The 19,229-nt window shown below is 46.6% G+C and carries 16 protein-coding genes; 3 read left to right on the top strand and 13 right to left on the bottom strand.

Annotated features, from left to right (window positions below):
* Positions 1-109: 109 nt before the first annotated feature.
* The 4 genes from HFE01_RS02870 to HFE01_RS02855 form a co-directional block, all read right to left on the bottom strand.
* Positions 110-1,321, bottom strand: a complete 1,212-nt coding sequence (locus tag HFE01_RS02870; RefSeq protein WP_045243977.1) for an aminotransferase class I/II-fold pyridoxal phosphate-dependent enzyme — start codon at positions 1,319-1,321, stop codon at positions 110-112.
* Between the two features lie 12 nt (positions 1,322-1,333).
* On the bottom strand, positions 1,334-1,834 hold the full coding sequence (locus HFE01_RS02865; RefSeq protein WP_016820530.1) for an Lrp/AsnC family transcriptional regulator: 501 nt from the start codon (positions 1,832-1,834) through the stop codon (positions 1,334-1,336).
* Positions 1,835-1,977: 143 nt separating this feature from the next.
* Positions 1,978-2,364, bottom strand: a complete 387-nt coding sequence (locus tag HFE01_RS02860) for a spore coat protein (RefSeq protein WP_045243978.1) — start codon at positions 2,362-2,364, stop codon at positions 1,978-1,980.
* Between the two features lie 25 nt (positions 2,365-2,389).
* Complete coding sequence (locus tag HFE01_RS02855) at positions 2,390-2,626, bottom strand: hypothetical protein (protein ID WP_016820532.1); 237 nt, start codon at positions 2,624-2,626, stop codon at positions 2,390-2,392.
* 115 nt (positions 2,627-2,741) lie between these two features.
* On the opposite strand from HFE01_RS02855, the gene HFE01_RS02850 reads away from it, so the two are divergent.
* Complete coding sequence (locus HFE01_RS02850) at positions 2,742-3,980, top strand: NAD(P)/FAD-dependent oxidoreductase (RefSeq protein ID WP_045243979.1); 1,239 nt, start codon at positions 2,742-2,744, stop codon at positions 3,978-3,980.
* A 70-nt stretch (positions 3,981-4,050) separates the two neighbouring features.
* Here the strand turns inward: HFE01_RS02850 and HFE01_RS02845 are convergent, their stop codons facing one another.
* The 4 genes from HFE01_RS02845 to HFE01_RS02830 form a co-directional block, all read right to left on the bottom strand.
* Entirely contained in the window at positions 4,051-5,304 is a 1,254-nt protein-coding gene (locus HFE01_RS02845; protein ID WP_017426641.1) for an MFS transporter, read from the bottom strand.
* A 116-nt stretch (positions 5,305-5,420) separates the two neighbouring features.
* The gene (locus tag HFE01_RS02840; RefSeq protein ID WP_016820535.1) at positions 5,421-6,128 is read right to left on the bottom strand and encodes a hypothetical protein; all 708 of its coding nucleotides are present in this window, start codon (positions 6,126-6,128) and stop codon (positions 5,421-5,423) included.
* A gap of 55 nt (positions 6,129-6,183) precedes the next feature.
* On the bottom strand, positions 6,184-6,597 hold the full coding sequence (locus HFE01_RS02835) for a DUF350 domain-containing protein (protein ID WP_014599569.1): 414 nt from the start codon (positions 6,595-6,597) through the stop codon (positions 6,184-6,186).
* Positions 6,598-6,649: 52 nt separating this feature from the next.
* Positions 6,650-9,019 (bottom strand): endonuclease MutS2, encoded by a 2,370-nt coding sequence (locus HFE01_RS02830; RefSeq protein ID WP_045243980.1) that lies wholly within the window; start codon positions 9,017-9,019, stop codon positions 6,650-6,652.
* A gap of 153 nt (positions 9,020-9,172) precedes the next feature.
* Here HFE01_RS02830 and HFE01_RS02825 point away from each other — a divergent pair, with 153 nt between their 5' ends.
* Entirely contained in the window at positions 9,173-9,532 is a 360-nt protein-coding gene (locus HFE01_RS02825) for a phage holin family protein (RefSeq protein WP_016820537.1), read from the top strand.
* A 149-nt stretch (positions 9,533-9,681) separates the two neighbouring features.
* Here HFE01_RS02825 and HFE01_RS02820 read toward each other — a convergent pair whose 3' ends face one another.
* From HFE01_RS02820 to pheS, 3 genes are all read right to left on the bottom strand, one after another.
* Complete coding sequence (locus tag HFE01_RS02820) at positions 9,682-11,706, bottom strand: DNA repair protein (RefSeq protein ID WP_045243981.1); 2,025 nt, start codon at positions 11,704-11,706, stop codon at positions 9,682-9,684.
* A 208-nt stretch (positions 11,707-11,914) separates the two neighbouring features.
* The gene (gene pheT / locus HFE01_RS02815) at positions 11,915-14,362 is read right to left on the bottom strand and encodes a phenylalanine--tRNA ligase subunit beta (RefSeq protein WP_017426637.1); all 2,448 of its coding nucleotides are present in this window, start codon (positions 14,360-14,362) and stop codon (positions 11,915-11,917) included.
* A gap of 28 nt (positions 14,363-14,390) precedes the next feature.
* Positions 14,391-15,422 (bottom strand): phenylalanine--tRNA ligase subunit alpha, encoded by a 1,032-nt coding sequence (gene pheS / locus HFE01_RS02810; RefSeq protein ID WP_016820540.1) that lies wholly within the window; start codon positions 15,420-15,422, stop codon positions 14,391-14,393.
* 105 nt (positions 15,423-15,527) lie between these two features.
* Here pheS and HFE01_RS02805 point away from each other — a divergent pair, with 105 nt between their 5' ends.
* A complete protein-coding gene (locus HFE01_RS02805) occupies positions 15,528-15,800 on the top strand; it encodes a hypothetical protein (protein WP_146032336.1) in 273 nt (90 codons plus the stop codon).
* A gap of 70 nt (positions 15,801-15,870) precedes the next feature.
* Here HFE01_RS02805 and abc-f read toward each other — a convergent pair whose 3' ends face one another.
* Positions 15,871-17,721, bottom strand: coding sequence for a ribosomal protection-like ABC-F family protein (abc-f, locus tag HFE01_RS02800; RefSeq protein ID WP_045243982.1), 1,851 nt, complete (start codon positions 17,719-17,721; stop codon positions 15,871-15,873).
* A gap of 361 nt (positions 17,722-18,082) precedes the next feature.
* On the bottom strand, positions 18,083-19,120 hold the full coding sequence (locus tag HFE01_RS02795) for a pectate lyase family protein (RefSeq protein ID WP_045243983.1): 1,038 nt from the start codon (positions 19,118-19,120) through the stop codon (positions 18,083-18,085).
* Positions 19,121-19,229: the final 109 nt, after the last annotated feature.

The raw sequence follows: 19,229 nt of genomic DNA, 5'->3' as shown, positions 1-19,229 counted from the left end.
CTCCTCCTGTAATTGAAAAATTGAACTTCCTGCTTCCGATTTCAAATTATAGCATAGAAATTTAGAAATAAAAGACTATTTTCTATGAATTACCCATAAAAAAATAAATTTAACCTTCTTTTTTCACTTTTTCTACAAAATGACCAATTCGATCCAAAGCTTCCGTCAGCTGAGTGACAGAAGTCGCGTATGAGCAACGAAGATACCCTTCGCCTCCCAAACCAAACACATTGCCCGGTACAGCCGCAACTTTGGCCTCTGCCAGTAGGCGCTGTGCAAATTCATCCGAGCTGAGGCCTGTGCTTTGAATACTCGGGAAAACGTAAAAAGCCCCTCTTGGCTCGTGGCATTCCAGACCAATGTCACGGAATCCCTCAACCATCAGACGACGACGCTGATTATAGGCTTCTACCATTCGATCTTTTTCACCCATACCATTTCGCAAGCCTTCCAAGGCTGCAACTTGGCCCATAGAGGGCGCACACATGACGGTGTACTGATGGATTTTGAGCATAGCAGCAATCAAATCAGGATGCCCGCAAGTATATCCAATACGCCAGCCAGTCATAGCGAAGGCTTTGGAAAAACCACTGACGAGAATCGTACGATCCATCATACCTGGTACCGAAGCAAAGCTGACGTGCTTATCGCCATAATTCAATTCGGCATAGATTTCATCAGAGATGACGATCAAATCATGTTTTTCCACGATTTCTGCAATCGGAAGCCAATCTTCATAAGTCATCGTAGCACCGGTCGGGTTGCTCGGATAGCATAAAATTAGCACCTTGGATTTAGGTGTAATTTTGGCCTCCAGCGCCTCAGCCGTCAGCTTAAACTCGTCCTTGGCAAACGTTTCAATGCCGACCGGAATCCCGCCTCCAATCGAAGTGATTGGAGAATAGGAGATGTAACACGGCTCAGGCACAAGAATTTCATCACCAGGTACAATTAAGGCGCGCAACGCAAGATCAATCGCCTCGCTACCTCCAACTGTTACGATAATCTCATTTTTAGGATCATAGCGGACGTCAAATTGCTCATTCAGATACTCACTAATCGCTTCACGCAGTTCTGGCGTTCCCGCATTAGATGTATAGCTGGTGAAGCCTCGCTCCAATGAATAGACACAGGCTTCCCGCATGTGCCAAGGGGTTGTAAAATCGGGTTCGCCTACCCCCAGGGTAATAATGTCCTTGTTACCACCCACCAGGTCAAAAAACTTACGAATACCCGATGATGGGATCTCGCGTACCAATGGGGATAAATAAGAACTCATGGCTTTGTTGGTGTCGGTAAATGCTTCTGTTTTGAGATTCATCATGATCTTCCTTTACGGCGAAATCATCAGACGATTATCTTCCTCATGGTCCTCAAAGATAATTCCGTCCTGCTTGTATTTTTTAAGCGTAAAATTAGTCTTGGTAGACAAAACAGAGTCAATAGGCGACAGTTTCTCCGACACAAAATTAGCGACTTCACGGAGGTTTCGGCCCTCCACCTCTACCAGCAAGTCATATGCTCCGGACATGAGATAAACAGATTTAACTTGCGGATACAAATAAATCCGCTCTGCAATCCCTTCAAATCCTCTTCCACGCTCAGGTGTAATCTGTACTTCAATCAAAGCGGTAACCTTTTCGTCATCAACTTTGTCCCAATTGACTACAGCGGCGTACTTGACAATCACATGTTGATCTTCGAGCTCTTTAATTGAGGTGCGTACATCCTGCTCGTCAACCCCCAGCAAAGTAGCCAACAAAGTCGGTGTTCTTCTTGCATCTTCTTTTAACAATTCCAGTACTTTTAATTTCAATTCATTCAGCTCTGTCATTCTACATAAGGCCTCCATCGAAAGAGATTACTATACATCATACAATACGCACTTTAAACCTGCAAAGAAAAACCGTCCGCCCCGGTAAACCCGGCAGACGGACGGCTGTTATGGGAAATTGCTTCAAAAACAGAAAATCCCGTTTACATATAATAAGGGTTGTTTTGGTGAGCTGATTGGCCTTGCTGGTGCATAGGCTGGCCATATGCTCTGGCGGATGATGACTTCTGCTGAATGAACTGTTGGCATTCCTGTTGGGTCTTGCGAGCTTCTTGAATCTGTTTGTCCAAATCGATGCGCAGTGCTTTCGTTGGGGCGGCGTACATATTGTTCTGGCTCATTAGATGATACAAATCACCTTGCATACGCAATGTATCATTCGTAAGGTCGGTGAACATCTGACGCACAGACGGACAATTGGATTCTGTCGTCGCTGTTGTGTACTCGCGTACTGTACGTTTCATATCAGCAAGAATGCTATAGAGCAAATCTTCTTCGGGCATAAATGACATATTGTTTTGTGAATACATCCTGTCAAACCTCCTTTTGTAGTAATTACTGCTGCGGTTGCATAGGAGCAAGCTGTTGATGTTGTTGAAGAGCATTGAAAAGTACATTCAAGTGGTGCTCATGAGTTTTCGCCAGTTGCAAACAGGCTTGTTGAATGGCAGGCTGCTGAATAGACGCCGCTGTTGCCGCACATTGTTTTAACAGGAGTTCCTCATTGGAAATGGAGTCAACGATGTACTCCAGTTCTTTGCCTGACAAGGGTTGCATGTTCATAGATTGCATAGTCTTTTTGTCCCTCCTTAAATGTTTTGTTGCACGCTGGTTATCTTGTCCGTTTGGCGAAATACTATGTACACATAAGAGATACTACATATTGCCTATGGGGAGTGCTATTTATATGGAATTAATAAGCGGGAATACGTATTGGCCGAGTACCTTGGAGCAAACGCTGGATTTTCCTCCTTTAGCTGAGGATATAAATTGTGATGTACTAATCATCGGCGGCGGGATGGGCGGATCCCTCTGCTCCCGGTTATTGGGAGAACGACAGGTCGACACTGTACTTATTGACAAGCGAAGGCTGGTACATGGAAGTTCTTCAGCCAATACTGGATTGCTGCAATATAGCAATGACAAGACTTTAACCTCTTTTATTAACACGTTTGGCGAGACCAACGGCGTACTGTTTTACCGTATGTGTAGGGATGCTCTGAATCAGCTAGATCAACTGGCTGCCACACTGGACAGAGACCCTTCCTTTATTCGCCGCAGCAGCCTGTACTACGCAAGTACTGCAGAGGATGTGCAGGTGCTGCAGGAAGAATATAAACAGTTAACCCGTTTTGGATTTCCAGTGGAATACTGGGATGAGCAACAGGTTGCTGCCCGATTTCCATTTCGAAAACCAGCAGCCTTGTATACGCACGAAGATGCCGAGGTTAATCCATTTTTGTTTGCCCAGGGACTGCTGCAATCTGCCAGCCGTCTCGGTGTTCGCTTATATGAGCATACAGAAGCTAAGCATTTTGAATTCAAAGAGAATGAGGTCGTTTGTCATGCCAATGGCCGGATGATCCGTGCAAAAAAAGTTGTTTTTGCAACAGGTTATGAAACTCAAGAGATTAAAACAGATCGCGGAGCCGTGCTAGAAAGCTCTTACGCTATCGCCACCAATCCAATCGGAGAGGCGCCTTTATGGCATGAACAGTGTCTGATCTGGGAAACTGCTCGTCCTTATCTATATATGCGCTCAACACAGGAAGGGCGCATCATCATTGGTGGTTTGGATGAACCTGTACTGGTTGCCAAGCAGCGCGAAATCAGGCTGTTGCACCAACAGCACAAGCTGCTGCAAGCACTACAGGAGCATTTTCCCGGTGTCCCATTTCAAATCGATTATGCTTGGGCGGCTGTATTCGGCTCTTCTCACGACGGCTTGCCGTATATTGGTCCACATCCGCGTTTTCCTAACTGCTACTTTTTGGAGGGTTACGGGGGAAATGGGACGGTTACGAGCATGGTGGCCGCACAGCTATTGGCTGATGAACTGACGGGCACACACCGACCTGAAATGGAGCTTTTTTCTCTGACCCGTCCCACCAAACCCTCGCCTGAGACTACAGAACCGATAATTTAAATGTGATACAAAAAGACCTCCTTTTCCTATATCAACGGATTTGGAGGCTCTTTTGTATTGAATTTTTCAATTATTCGGTTTGCTTGTGCAAGCGTCGTGCATGGGAATGAGACTTGCTTTGCTTCGTTTTTTGTTCCATTTTCAGCACACTTCGCATAAAAACCCATCCAATCACTGGCATTAATGCCAGCCCAATCAACAACCAGATCATCGCCGTAGGAGCCTTGCTAATACTTAGGACACCCAAGAAAACGAGTGTTCCTGTCAACCGACCTATCATTAAACATAGTTCGCGCAGTACAACCAGTTCCACTCTCTGATTAGCATCTCCTTCACTCGTACCCATTAGATCAAAGCTCGCAGAGATCATAGGAATTAAATACAAGGGCATGAACAAAGCGGTGCCAATCCCCATAATCAGCAGCGTGCTATACTCCATACGCCACAATAATGGTAAAAGCGCGATCACCAACAGCACGGCACCCAACAACATACCAGCCGAGCGATAGTGTGGCTTGAGCCATTTTCCGACAGCCCAAAAGCTGAAAAATGAAACCCCCGATGTAATAAGTGAAAACTGTGCTAGCTTCCATTCCTGTTGAGTAACTACATACACGAGCAGCGTAATCAGGAAAGCAAACACTCCTTCACGGATGCCCTGTGTAACAAGTGATAACGACAACGGACGCCACATACTTCCTTTTTGCGACAAACGCTGCTTAGGCTCTTTCCAATTGTACTTTCCTGTCGGTTTACGCTTGCGAAGAAAGAAACTTAACACCACTCCTACGACATAAAAGGCCAAAGAAATACTGAATATCACGCGATAACCCGCGTCATCCTCCATACGTGCAATAATCCAACCAGAGAGCCAAGGACCCACTATACCGGAAAACGAGCCCAGCAGACCCACCCATCCGTTAAAATGATCACGGCTTGCCTGATCCGTGACTTCGAAAAAAATGACATTAAACGCTAGCCAAAATAAACCTAAGGCTGCACCCAACAACATTCCTAGCGGCCATATGTAGTTTACAGCCTGCGGTCCTGTATACAACACGATGAGATAAAATAAGCCGGACAATGCGGTTCCCACGCGCAGGGCATTCATTTTGTTATGTTCCTTGACCCACTTTCCAGCTACCCAGACCATAATTCCCAGCGCAATTTGTTGACTGACATTAAACCAGCCGATCATCGCGTAATCCTGCCTGCTTTTCCACAAATACACATTAAGAAATGTGCCGGACAATGCTGCTGCAAACACAAACAATCCATTCAAGCTTAATAGCAGAATGGATTGTCCGTTCAGGTTTGATTTCAATGCAGTTCCCCCTAACGGAAAAATCACCAATCAGCTTATTACGAGTCAGCTTGTTCAAAGATTTCTTTGATTTAACATGCCCGTATTGAGCTGGGACCTATCCGGGGAATTGCCATTTAATTATTGGAAATACCGCTGAGTTTCTCCAGCATTCGCAGTCGGTCATTCTCTGACAAAGTCTGCTGAACATGGAAGCAGCTAGGACACACATAAACATTCAAGACGAACGGCAAGTCCAGAACAGGTTTGCCGAGCACCGGAGACATCGATGGTTCGAAGCCCTCTCTGGTTACGGTTTGCGAACCCGCATGCAGCATATACTCTCCACATTGGGAACATTCAAGAACCTCATCTTGTCTGTCGAGTAATTGTTCAGCACCTTGCTCATAAGCCATTAGATCCGCACCGCTTTCTTCGAATTTTTGTAAAGTATGCAGCACAGGCAGCTTATGAAGCTCATTATCCTGCAATAACGGTGCATCAGCTGGCTTTTCAGATACGATTTCATCCTCTGCCTCGTATAAAATATCCTGCTCCTCATCATCGCCGAGCTGAATACTTAATGTACGATAACCCTTGAGGTCTTCTTTTCCATGAGCGCCGAGCGCCGGACTTACAGAAACCGCATGATCGTGTGTCGCATCTTCATGCCCATCCGTATGTCTGTGAACAGATGGAGAAACTGACTCAGACTCCTCTTCGTCATCGGCTATGTCTGAGTATCCTTTCAGATCATTATGGCAATAAGGACACTCTTCTTCAGGTCCTAATTCTTCATCCCAAATAATTTCCATGTTACACCATGGACAAATAGTCATTTCCAAGCTTTATCATCCTTCCGTTCCGATGCGTATACCAAGCTTTAGTATACAGGATGTGTCAAGTTACACTCGCACCAATCACATACGACAACGATATTGAAATAATCATAGAGAACAAGCCGACCGCACGGTTATCTTCTTTAATCTCTTGATCGATAGAAAATACCGGTGTCAGAAATTCAAAAAGAAAGTACGCCGCAAGTAGCAGTAAAAAACCAACGAATGACCAGATCATCGTATCATATACGCTGGATTTAGCCTCCATCGCAAAGCGGAGCACGTTGCAAATACCAAACATTTTCCCACCCGTTGCCATGGCTACCGAAACATTGCCTCGCTTGATCTCTTCCCAACATTTATAACGGGTTACCAGCTCAAAGCAGGACAAAAATACAATCAACTCCAGCACCGCCACGGAGAAATAACCCAGCATCATCCCCAACGGATGTGATAGCAATTCATCAATCGCCATCTTCACCTCGTCCCTCCCGTTCTACCAAGCGTTCTCGGTCAGCAACCCATATCTATTCCAATTCAGCAACCGTTACACCCGTGCCGCCTTCATTGTAGTTACCGATACGGTAGCTTTTCACATGCTTATGCTTGCGAAGGTACTCCTGAATACCAGTTCTCAGGACCCCCGTACCTTTGCCGTGAATAATGTATACCTGACCCAGATTGGCTAAAAACGCTTCATCCATGAAGCGGTCCACTTCCATCAGCGCTTCCTCCACGTTTGCCCCCCGAAGGTCAAGTTCACTTCGCACGTTATCATCCCGTGTCCGCTTAACGCCAGTCACTGACTTTTGGACCTTTGGAGTAGTCGTTGGGGCTGGTTGCAGCAGCTCCAGATCATCCAGACTGACCTTCATTTTCATGATACCCAGTTGAACGATAGCTTCCTTGCTGCCAGTTAGTTCAACCACATGGCCTTTTTTATTCAGACTGTGAACTGATACTTCATCGCCAGCCATGATGGAACGAGTACGCGGAGTCGCCGGACGTTTGACTGTACTTTTCTTGCGTTGTTTCGGTTCTGCTTCATCCAGTTCTCTACGAGCTGCAATCAGCTTGTGCTCCTTAACCGAGGCTCCCTCTTCCTGAGCCAATTTACGCAAATCCGTAATGATTTTCTCTGCTTCACTACGAGCCTTATCCACGAGAACTCTTGCTTCGTCTTCGGCCTTTTCTAGCATACGGTCCCGTTGTGACTCCAGCTTATCTAGCTCGGTCTGATGACGTGTACGCAATACTTCCATTTCCTTACGCAGCTGCTCTGCTTTTTCCCGTTCTTGCTCAGCGGTCAAACGGTTCTGCTCCAGTGACGCAATCATGTGCTCGACGCGCTGGTCTTCTTCGGTTACCTCACCACGGGCATAGTCTAATATACGTCCTGGTAATCCCAATCGCTCGGCAATGGCAAAAGCGTTACTTCGCCCAGGTACACCAACCAGAAGGCGGTAAGTCGGGCTTAATGTAGCGACATCAAACTCCATACTTGCATTAATAATTCCTTTGCGCTCATAGGCATACGCCTTCAATTCACTATAGTGAGTCGTCGCCACCATGCGGCAACCCAGAGCATGTATATGCTCCAGAATAGATACAGCCAGGGCAGAACCTTCTGCCGGGTCCGTTCCTGCTCCCACTTCGTCAAGCAATACAAGACTTTTGGGTGTCATATTTTTCAAGATGCTAATAATATTGGTCATGTGACTGGAAAATGTACTCAAGTTTTGCTCAATGCTCTGCTCGTCACCAATATCGGCATAGATTGCATCAAACACGCAGAGCTGGCTTTCATCCTCAACAGGCACAAACAGTCCAGACATCGCCATCAAGCTTAGCAGACCTATAGTTTTCAGGGTAACGGTTTTCCCCCCTGTGTTCGGTCCGGTAACGATAATGGAGGTGTACGAATTACCCAGTTCCACATCTATGGGAACGACCTGTTCCAACGGAATTAGAGGGTGTCTACCCTTTTTCAGCTTCAAGTACCCGCGATCATTCATTAAGGGCAGCGTTGCCTTCATTTCACGAGCGAGACGAGCTTTCGCAAAAATAAAATCAAGATTGCCTAAAATATCCACATCATACAGCAACATATCCGCTTGTTCTGCGACAAGTGCGGTCAGCTTTTGTAAAATGACTTCAATTTCACGCTCTTCTCTCAGCCTGGTTTCCCTCAGCTTGTTGTTCATGGCCACGATGGATTCTGGCTCGATAAACAAGGTTGCGCCAGACCCGGATTGATCATGCACAATTCCGCCAAAATAAGAACGGTATTCGGCCTTGACCGGGATGACAAACCGATCTCCACGAATCGTAATCAACTGATCCTGAAGCATTTTGGACACAGTTGAGGAACGAATCATGGAATCCAGCTTTTCACGAATACGCACTTCACCGGAGCGCAGTTCCCGGCGAATTTGTGAAAGCTCTGTACTGGCAGAATCCAGTACCTCTGCATTTTCGTCAATACAGCCTTTAATGGAGTTTTCCAAACTTCTTTGTTCCGAAAGTTGCTCACTCCAATACAGCAATGTTTCAACCGGATTTTCCTCATGCAGACTTGTTACATACACCTGTATACGGCGTGCAGCTTGAACCGTTGTCCGAATACCATGTAACTCCTGCGGACTTAACGTTCCTCCAATACGGGCACGCTTCACCGTAGGAGTGATATCCACCACTCCGTTAAATGAAGGCACTCCTTTCAGCCGATCAGCAGCATAGGCCTCATCCGTACCTTTTAGCAATTTCTTGATATGCTCCAAATCATCGCTGGGCTGTAATTGAAGGGCTGTCTGTTGTCCCGTTGCCGTTTGGGCATAGTGACTTAGTTTATTTAGAATTTTTTGATATTCAAGGGTTTTAAAAATTTTAGAGTCCAACTTCACTGCTCCTTTCACTTATATCTATATTATACCGAAAGCAGCAAACTTACGCTATTTGCCAACTCTGCTTTACACATAAGAAAGCTCTTCATGCCACACACTAACCTTTGTCTAACCCTGTTAATTCAAAAAAACAAAGGAGGTTATTCCGTGAGCATTCTTGGGCACATTGTACGTTTCATCGTTGCCGCTCTGGTTCTGATGGTCGTAAGCTGGATCGTTCCCGGATTTAGTGTAGGCGGCTTTTGGAGTGCGCTGATCCTTGCCATTGTCATTGCCTTGATTGGCTATATCGTCGAGGCGATATTTGGTCGACGCGTTTCTCCATTTGGACGCGGTATCGTTGGTTTCCTAGTGAGCGCTCTGGTTATCTGGGTCGCTCAATATGTCGTGGCCCATGTTAGTGTTTCGATTATGGGCGCATTGCTCGCTGCATTGGTTATCGGGATTATCGATCTCTTCATTCCGGTATCGACACCATTTGAAGCCGGGCGCAAGGAAGGGAAATAATTTCGGCAAACACTTCCAGCATAGCTGTCCCGAAGCAGATTCATCTGCCAAAGGACAGCTTTTTGTCATTTATACTTCTTAGCGATACCATAAACAAACAATCCCCGGCCATGAGCAGCCGGGGATTGCCTTACATTTATAATCCGTATCTACTGATCCTGTTCGATAAGCTCAATCCATTCATTATACTCGGTTTGAAGCTTGGTGTATTCTTCCTTTAGTTGACGTAATTCTGTTGAAATCTTCTCTGCATTTTCTCGGTCTACGTCCTGTTGTACTTGTAGTAAACGAAGCTGATGAGCCGCCATTTCATATTTTTGACCTACTTCATCTAACTCAGACTGCAAGGCCATGCGTTCCTGCTCTATGGACTGCTGTTCTGCCTTTGCGGTGTTGGCAGCTTCAACCGCGGAACGAATCTCCTCCTGAAGCTGTTCTTTTTGTTCAATCGTTACCGCTATTTCCCGTTCCCAAGAAGCAAATTCTTCCTTGCGGGCAGCATCTTCAGCTTCCAAACGTTCCGCTTCAGCCTTCAACTGATCGTATTTAAGCTGCCATTCCACAGAGGCCTTCTCAGCACGTTCCAATTCACTTTGCCGGTCATGATTTTCCTGCTGGAGTTGCTTAATATGTTGCTCCAGCTGTCCAGCTCGGCTCTTCATGCTTCCATATTGCTCCTGAAGCGATTGATACGCCTTCGCACTCTCTTGCTCTCGGACTTGGGCTTTCTCAAGCTCGTCCTGAACACGAATCAGCTCAGGCGACAGCTCCTTGATTTTCGCTTCAAGTTGAACCAGCCGTTGCTGTTGTGAAGCATATTTATCATTAGCAGCCTCAACCTCAGCCACAGTCTGCTGTAGTTGTTCCTCTGTCGCTTCCTTCTGTTCACGCGCTTCCAGCAGGGAAAGCTCCAACTCATCGGCTGCCAACTGACGTTCTTCTGCAAGCTTCTTCCATGCCTTCTCACTTTCAGCCAGCGTAGCCAGCTCGCTTTGCAGCTTGCGAGAAGATACATGAGCTTGCTCCAGCAGCTTCTGCATCCGGCGCTGCTCTTCCTCCAGCTTAGCCGCCTGCTGCTGCGTAGCCTTGGCTTCATTCACCAACTGATCATATCTGCTTTGCAGTTCTTCACGCGCAAGCGTGTTTGCCTGCTCCCGCTCTGTTGCTGCCTGTTGCTGTGTTTGCAGTTCAGCCTCCAGCTCGGACTGTTGTTGCTCCAATGCTGCAGCTTGCTCTTGAGCCTTCTCCAGACGAGAAGAAAGCTCTGCATTTCCTGCTTGTACTTGTTCTAATTGCTCCTGAAGCTCCTCCATCCGAATCTCCTGCTCCAGTGCAGCTTCTTCAGCACGTTTCTGCGCTTCCTCATGCTGGAGCTTTTCCTCATTTAGAGCCAATTCAGCCTGTTTACGTTCCTGCTCCAGCTGCTCATTCAGCCCGGAGCATTTGATCTGCCATTCGCTTATCTTCTGGCTATGCTCTTGCTGCAAAGTAGATCGCAAATTGTCCAGCTCTATACGTTTTCGCTCCTGATGAGCCTTTTCCGCAGCGGAAAGCTTAGCTTCAGCCTGTTTAGCCGCTTCGGCTATTTCCTTCTTCAACTGCTCTTCTGTCTGCCGGACACGCGCATTTGCAGCCTCTTGCTGCTCTTTCAGCTTACGAGAAGCCTCTTGACGAGATTCTTCCAATTCACGCTTAGCTTGTTTTTGTGCATTTTCAAGTTCAGCCGCTTTTTTCTCCTGCTGTTCAAGCTTTGCCCTTAGTTCGGCAATTTCCTTGGCTGATGTAGATTCGGTCTCCACCAGTTTCTTCTGCGTCGTTTCTTTTTCTTCCCTCAATTGAACAAGGGCTTGGTGCATATCTGTATTTTTCTGCTGTTGTTCCCCTAGAGCCGTCTGGAGTTGGGCCAGATCTCCCCGGAGCTCCGCCCGTTCCGCTGCCAAGCGGTTCATATGGCTCTGAATCTCCTGAATTTGTACAGCTTCTTCAGCCATATGAACCGCAGCCAGCACGGCAATTCGGGGCATATCCAGACGCGAATGTGCTTGAGAAATGCTGTGCATACGTTCATCTACGTAATTAGCAACCTGCTTCATATAATCGCTATTGCTGCCGACAAGTTTATAAGAAGTACCGTAGATCTCTACAGTGACGCGAGTACGATCTGGTGTAGTCACAATTATGCCCTCCTTCAATACTACTGTATGTTGATTCTAAGGTGTATCCGGTACTAGGGTAACCCGCCTTCCGTGAAGCGTTCAACCTTATTAGTCCGGCTTCCCCGCAGCGGGTGAATATCAGAGTAGAGAGCTTCTATGATGATAGGCCAAAAAGCCGTATCGAACCTCTGTCACTAAGATTCGATACGGCTTCCCGCATTTCCTGCTACTTTCTCAATTCCGCTCCAAAAGTTTGTTCTAGAGACGTAACGACAGGAGAATGCGCCGCATTAATCTCTTCATCCGTCAACGTATGCTCCCAATGACGATAGGTCAGGGAAATAGCCACGCTCTTCTTGTCTTCACCAAGCTTGCTGCCTGTAAATACATCAAACACCCGTGCATCCTGCAACAGTTCTCCGCCTGCAGCGTGAATAACACGAAGCAGTTCACCTGCCTCAACGTCTTTATTCACCACGAGGGCAATGTCACGTTCCACGGACGGGAAGCGAGCCAGCTCTCTGAACTGAATATGGGAGTTTGCATGCTCAACGAGCTGTTGCAACGCGATTTCAGCTACATACGTATCGTTCAGCCCATAGGACTGTTGCAGTTCAGGATGAATCTGCCCAACTGTACCGATCCGTTGGGAGTTTCCGTTCACATCCAGCCATACCGAAGCGGAACGTCCTGGGTGGTAGCTTTGCGGCTGGTCAGCCACATAGCGAATGCTGGCACTTAGTCCAAAATAGTCGAACACTGTTTCAAGCGCACCTTTAATATCAAAGAAGTCAACCTTTTCGGCTCCGATGTTCCATTGTTTTTCACGGCGCACTCCAGTCAGCAGCAGACTCAGCACTTGAATTTCCTGCGGCTGGCGGGTTAATGTTTGCTCTTCTGTATAAAATACAGTTCCCATCTCAAAAATCGCCAGATTATCTTGCTTCCGATTCATGTTGTACACCGCTGTATCCAGCATTTGCGGAATGATGCTTGTACGCAATACACTACGGTCTTCGCTCATAGGCATAGCCAAACGTACCGGATGGCTGCCTTCTGTCAGAGCATTAAATAAAGCTGTGCTTTGCGGATGCACAAAAGAGTAACTGATCGTTTCCTGCCAGCCACCATGAGCCAGCAATCTGCGCAAGGAACGACGCAGGGACTGCGATGCCGTCAAAGCTCCTGGAGTTGTCGGTCCCTCAATAGGCGTGGTTGGGATATTGTCATAGCCATACAGACGTGCCACTTCTTCGATTAAGTCCACATCAATGGTAATATCTCCACGACGTGTAGGTACTTCAACTTCCAGCACCCCTTGTTCTGCATCGCCACATCCAAAATGAAGTCTACCAAGAATCGTCTTCACCTCAAGCAGGGACAGTTCGGTTCCCAAATATCGGTTTATTTTATCTAGCGACAGCTTGATAATGTGGTTTTTAGCTTTTGCAGAAGCAGACTCTACGATGCCCTGGTGTACAGTGCCCCCTGCATAACGCTGAATCAGCGCAGCTGCACGATTTACAGCAGGTATAACAGCTCCTGGATCAACCTCTTTTTCAAAACGCAGACTTGCTTCCGAACGCAGTCCCAGTTGGCGGGATGTTTTACGAACGGTACCGCCGTCAAACTTCGCAGATTCCAACGCAATGCTAACCGTCGCATCCGTAACCTCAGAATTGGCTCCACCCATCACGCCTGCCAATGCAATCGGCTTTACACCGTCTGTGATCAACAGCATATGTGGTTCCAGCTTACGCTCCTGATTGTCAAGTGTAATCAAAGTTTCGCCTGTACGAGCAAGTCGCACCTCAATATTTCCATTTTCCAGCTTATCCGCATCAAAAGCATGCAACGGCTGACCATATTCCAGCATAACGTAGTTCGTAATATCTACGATATTGTTTATCGGACGAACACCTGCCGCCATCAGACGGTTTTGAATCCATAACGGTGAAGGGCCCACTTTAACACCTGTGATATAACGCGCTGCATAGTGTGTGCACAGTTCAGGAGTATCCACCTTAACGGACAAGTGATCTGCCGCAGCATCGCTAATTTCCACCAGATCCTTAGCAGGGTCAGCGAGCGAAATGTCACGTCCTAGAATGGCACTTACTTCATATGCAGCTCCATGCATGCTCAGGCAATCCGAGCGGTTGGGTGTCAAATCAAAATCCAGCACCTGATCATCCAGGGCAAGCAGCTTCGTAATTGGCGTACCAATTTCAGCATCCTCTGGCAGCACCAAAATGCCTTCCTGCAATTCTTTTGGCAATAGCTTATCATTCATGCCCAGTTCTTTGGCCGAGCAGATCATGCCCATGGACACAACACCACGCAGCTTGGCCTTTTTAATATGAAAATCTCCTGGTAGCTTGGCACCTACAACTGCAACAGGAACCTTTTGACCTGCATCCACGTTCTTGGCACCACACACAATTTGCAGGTCTTCTCCCTGACCCGCATCGACAATACACACATTCAGCTTATCCGCATCCGGGTGCTTTTCCTTGCTTTTGACATAGCCTACAACGACGCCAGTAATTCCTTGGTTACGATGTTCAACTTCATCAATTTCAATGCCCGAACGGGTGATTTTTTCTGCTAGCTCCTCCGCACTCACTTGATCCAGTGATACATACTCGGACAGCCACTCGAATGATACTTTCATATGGGTTCACTTCCCTTGATATAGTTGTTTATTGACGCGCAAACTGCTTCAAGAACGACAGATCGCTGTTATAAAAATGGCGAATATCGTCAATGCCGTATTTCAAAATGGCTATCCGTTCTACACCCATACCGAATGCAAAGCCACTGTACACCTCGGGATCAAAACCACCCATTTCCAGCACTTTCGGATGCACCATACCACAGCCCAAAATTTCAATCCACACGCGCTCGCCGTTTTTCTTCACAAAAGTCACGTCTACTTCAGCACTTGGCTCGGTGAACGGAAAGAAGCTTGGGCGCAAGCGGATTTCGGTCGATTCCCCGAACATTTCGCGTGCAAATTGCAGCAAGGTTCCTTTCAAATCACTCATACGAATGTCTTTTCCAATCACAAGGCCTTCAATTTGGTGGAATTGGAAGGAATGCGTTGCATCGTCATCATCACGTCGGAATACCGTACCCGGACAAATCACCTTAATAGGCGTTTCACCCTTCATCGCCTCCATCGCGCGAATCTGAACTGGTGACGTATGAGTACGCATCAACAGATCCTCGGTCAGGTAAAATGAATCCTGCATATCACGTGCCGGGTGGTTTTTAGGCAGATTCAATGCTTCGAAGTTATAATAATCGGTCTCTGCCTGCGGTCCCTCAGCCACTCGATATCCCATACCTGTAAAAATATCCTCGATTTGCTCGATCACTTTGTTAAGTGGGTGGAGCCCGCCTTGCGGCATTGCGCGTCCAGGCAACGTAACGTCGATTTTTTCTGCTTGCAGGCGCTCATTCGTTTCTGCTTTCGTGAACTCGTCCTGCTTACGGTTAACGACCTCTTCAATCGCCTCACGCACCTCATTGGCTACCTGGCCAACAACTGGACGCTCTTCCGCACTCAGCTTGCCCATACCGCGCAAAATTTCGGTCAGTGCACCCTTTTTACCCGAATATTTAACTCGTAGATCAGCCAGCTCCTTGGGTGTTTCCACCTTCTCCAATACTTCCAGTGCTTCTTCCTTCAAGGCCAGCAAATGTTCCTTCATTTGGATGGTTTCGCTCATCGCCTGTTCAGTCCCCTTTCTTCATATCCAGCTTTTCAGACAACAAAAAAAGGTCTTTTCTCCCGAAAAGGGACGAAAAGACCGTGGTACCACCCTCGTTAGACAATGAAGTTCAGCTACCCGATGCGTTGCCTTGTGGCAATCAGTACGGGGGTTCATTCATGCTATGCATCATCATCTCGCTCTGCACGTTGTAACGGTCGTGAACCGGTATCCCCTACTTGCACAACCGCCATTTACATGACGCTTGAGGTTCAAGGAACTGCTCCGGAGCGAACTTCAACAGCCCAATATTTGCAGAAACGCTCTCAATCCTACGGCGCTTCCTCCCTGTTCAATCGGACACTGCCTACTCTTCTCCATCAAGACATTTTCTAAATACGAACTATTGTTCATTATTATATGCAAACTACTGCACTTTGGCAAGCAGCGCCTATATTTCATTCCTTCAGATATCGGGATCATTCAACTGATCCAGCTTGGCACGAATGCGCCTGATATCGCTCAAGAGCTCCTCATTTGCTTCACTCGTCCCCGTCATTCCCATCAGTTCGGTAAGACGCAGCTGTAATCGTAGACGTTCCTCCCGCTCTCCCTGATCCTTGGGCTCTCGGATGCTTCTCCGTTCATCTTCTTGTTTTTCGTCGGCCGTCCCCTCGTAGATTTCATATCCGCCCCCCGGCTGCATATCGAGTAATCGAGTTGCCGTACAACGCACCAGCTCCCGGTCATGCGAGACGAGTACCAATGCCCCATCATATCGGCGTAAAGAGTCCTCTACAATTTCACGGGTTTCAATGTCAAAGTAATTCGTCGGTTCATCCAGCACCAGCAGATTGGCTCCACTAAAGTACAGACGCAGAAAAGCTACCCTGCATTTTTCTCCCATACTGAGCGTTCCGATCCTTTTGAATACATCCTCTTTGGCAAATAAAAAACAGCCCAGCACCGTTCTCGCTTCTGTTTGGGTCATGGTTGGGAGTGCAAGCAGACTGTCGAGCAACGTCTGATCCTCTGGAAGCTGCTCCAACTCCTGTGAAAAATACCCGATATTCAACTGTGGGTTGGCTGTGATTTTTCCCGTCTTCGGTTCAAGCTGACCTGTTAATAACCGAAGCAGCGTGGTTTTGCCAATTCCATTGGGTCCTCGAACAGCCAAACGATCCCCACGTGCAACGTTCAGATTTAGATTTTTCACGATGACATGGTCGTCGTAGCTAAAGTCAACCTGCTCAGTACGCAGCAAATATTTAGCCTGAAACCCGCTGTCATTTAATTTCATGTGCAAAGACGGAGCTTCACGTGGTTGCTCTATCCTGTTAGCCTCCAGTCGCTCCAATTCCTTCTCCTTTGCATGATAACGGGAAATATTTTTTTTAGCCTTGGCCTTGTAAAAGCTCTGCGTAATGGCCATTTCAACCTTGGATGCGCTGCGATGCGCCTGATGAAACCATTCCCTGTAATTTCGAATCGTTTCCTCCAGCGCCTGTCTCGCCAGTTCCTGCTTCCGATAGCTCGCCTCCTGCTCTCGCAGTTCCCGCTCCTTCTGCGCTTTATATTCCTTATAACCACCTTTATAGCGCTCAATACCTGTGGATGTAAGCTCAACTATACTCGTAGCCACCTGATCCAAAAAGGCTCTGTCATGCGATACAAACAGCAGTGTTCCAGGATACGAGGACAGCCACTGCTCCAGCCAGAGCATACTTTCGGCATCCAAATGGTTGGTTGGCTCATCCAGTACCAGCAGCTTGGGCTGCCTGACCATCAGGCCAGCCAGTCGTACTCTCGTCTTCTGTCCGCCACTCAGATCACCATAAGCAATGGACCAGGTCTGTGTAGGCATTCCCATTCGGGTGAGCGCCTTTTCCACCTCAGACTCCCAAGCAAAGCCTTGCAGGCGTTCGTATTCATCCATCAGCTCGCCGTAACGCTCCAGTTGCTGCTCCATATCCTTACCAGCATCGGCTAGGTCAGCTTCCAGCTCTCCCAGCGTTTGCTTGAGACGCCAATGCCGAGGGCTGGCCTGCTGTGCGGCCTCCAGTGCGGTTCGAGACCTATCCACTGTATCCTGCTGCTTCAGCCAGCCTCGCTCTTCCATGGGCAAATCATATTCTACTTGACCGGAGGTTGGCGCTTCATCTCCCAGCAATATTCGTAATAACGTTGTTTTACCGGCTCCATTCCTCCCAAACAACGCGAGCCGTTCTCCTTCCGTCACATCCATCGACACATTCTCAAATATAGATGTCCCGTTCCATTCCTTGACTACATTGCGAACTCGCAAAATGGTTTTCATACCACGATCATCCTTTCCCAGCCCGGTTTTTACACCGGAAGCAATAAAAAAAGCCGCAGAAGGCTGCGGCTTGCATACAGGAAAATAGAATGACTGCTATGAATTATTTCAGAACATATGCATATGAAAAATAACACCGCGAACGAAAAAAACAAATCCCGTTTCGGAAATATACGCATACGTCCCTACTTTCATTTCAGACACACTTCTCCCGTTGCAGCTTGCAGCCGCCTGCCAGTAACGTGCAGTTGAGTGGGAAAATCAGTGTGCTTACTTCATCGGACGTATGGTTACCTTCCTTTTTATGGGATACTTACTTGCAGTCAGTATAGCAGATCACAGTATTTTTGCAATACCAGTTTTATTTTCCAAATACCAACGTTGTATTGGACGAACCTGCATACTTAGTTACAAATTCTTTAGTATATTCAGGGGTTTGAACTTGATAACGGTAGTTCTTGCTCGGATTCCATCGGGTCACAGGCGATTTTTGGTTGGTGATGGCTGGAAAACTACCTACATCTTTAAATTCACCATTGGCTTTATCATCCAGAATACCGCCCTTTTCACTACCTTTTCCAAAATAATTATTTTCGGAATAAATTCGTGCATTGGTTGCTATTGTGTAAGCCAACTGAAAATTATTAATATAATTATTTTTCACATGGAAATATCCATATCTCATCAGACCTGGACCGCGTACAAGTAAGTTTTCAAAATAATTATTAGCAATTGTAATATGCGGCATGCCATCATAATTTTTATTGCTGTCATCTGGATAACCCAGAATAAGGCCATATTTATGATTAGCAAATTTGGAGTTGCTAATGGTTACATAATCAGCCGATTGCCCTATGTACAAAAGCTTGTCCAGATCCGAGCCATTTGCATTATAATTATGACCTGCAAAAGTAACATGATCAATCCAATAATTTGTGCCCGCAGTAAGATATAACTGGATATCATCATTACCATTAATGCTGGCGCTGTGCTCAAAAGTTAAATTTTGAAAGATCACATTTCCCGAGTTAGCTGTTGTTTTCAAATGAATATTGATTAGCTTATTTTGCGCATAAGAGCCGATTAGCGATTTGTTGGAACCAATATTGATCACGGTTTTAGAAGAAGCAGAAATATTCTTTTCGATGACCAGAATTTTAGGTGTTGAGTCCCCTAGCTGATTTTTCAATTCGTTTAGATTATTGATATAGATGACCTGACCATTTTTGCCCCCTGTTGTAGCAGGCTTTGAAGCTCCCGTTTCGCTTTTAGCCTGTCCAGCAAAACCAATCATGCCATTCGTCGACGTATTTGGGAAATCAGTCGCAGCGAACGTAGCACTTGCTGAAAAAGTAAAAAACACAAAGGCTAAAGCTAAAAGAAAAGAGATTTTTCTCATCGCAGCTACACCATCCTTTTTTTATATTAAATTCCAATTACGAGACTATACTTTTTTCGCAAAATGGTAAATAGTTCTTTTTATCTGTTTATTTATAGCATATAAGAAA

Origin of the sequence: Paenibacillus sp. EKM10P, assembly GCF_011800655.1 — a bacterium.
Lineage (GTDB): Bacteria > Bacillota > Bacilli > Paenibacillales > Paenibacillaceae > Paenibacillus > Paenibacillus polymyxa.
The sequence above is the reverse complement of the archived record's forward strand: the minus strand, read 5'-3'. Positions and strand labels throughout refer to the sequence as shown.

Bases quoted from the DNA above. Each gene is read 5' to 3' on its own strand.
- HFE01_RS02870 (WP_045243977.1), bottom strand. From the start codon at position 1,321: ATGAATCTCAAAACAGAAGCATTTACCGACACCAACAAAGCCATGAGT.
- HFE01_RS02865 (WP_016820530.1), bottom strand. From the start codon at position 1,834: ATGACAGAGCTGAATGAATTGAAATTAAAAGTACTGGAATTGTTAAAA.
- HFE01_RS02860 (WP_045243978.1), bottom strand. From the start codon at position 2,364: ATGTATTCACAAAACAATATGTCATTTATGCCCGAAGAAGATTTGCTC.
- HFE01_RS02855 (WP_016820532.1), bottom strand. From the start codon at position 2,626: ATGCAATCTATGAACATGCAACCCTTGTCAGGCAAAGAACTGGAGTAC.
- HFE01_RS02850 (WP_045243979.1), top strand. From the start codon at position 2,742: ATGGAATTAATAAGCGGGAATACGTATTGGCCGAGTACCTTGGAGCAA.
- HFE01_RS02835 (WP_014599569.1), bottom strand. From the start codon at position 6,597: ATGGCGATTGATGAATTGCTATCACATCCGTTGGGGATGATGCTGGGT.
- pheT (WP_017426637.1), bottom strand. From the start codon at position 14,362: ATGAAAGTATCATTCGAGTGGCTGTCCGAGTATGTATCACTGGATCAA.
- pheS (WP_016820540.1), bottom strand. From the start codon at position 15,422: ATGAGCGAAACCATCCAAATGAAGGAACATTTGCTGGCCTTGAAGGAA.
- HFE01_RS02805 (WP_146032336.1), top strand. From the start codon at position 15,528: ATGAAGTTCAGCTACCCGATGCGTTGCCTTGTGGCAATCAGTACGGGG.
- abc-f (WP_045243982.1), bottom strand. From the start codon at position 17,721: ATGAAAACCATTTTGCGAGTTCGCAATGTAGTCAAGGAATGGAACGGG.
- HFE01_RS02795 (WP_045243983.1), bottom strand. From the start codon at position 19,120: ATGAGAAAAATCTCTTTTCTTTTAGCTTTAGCCTTTGTGTTTTTTACT.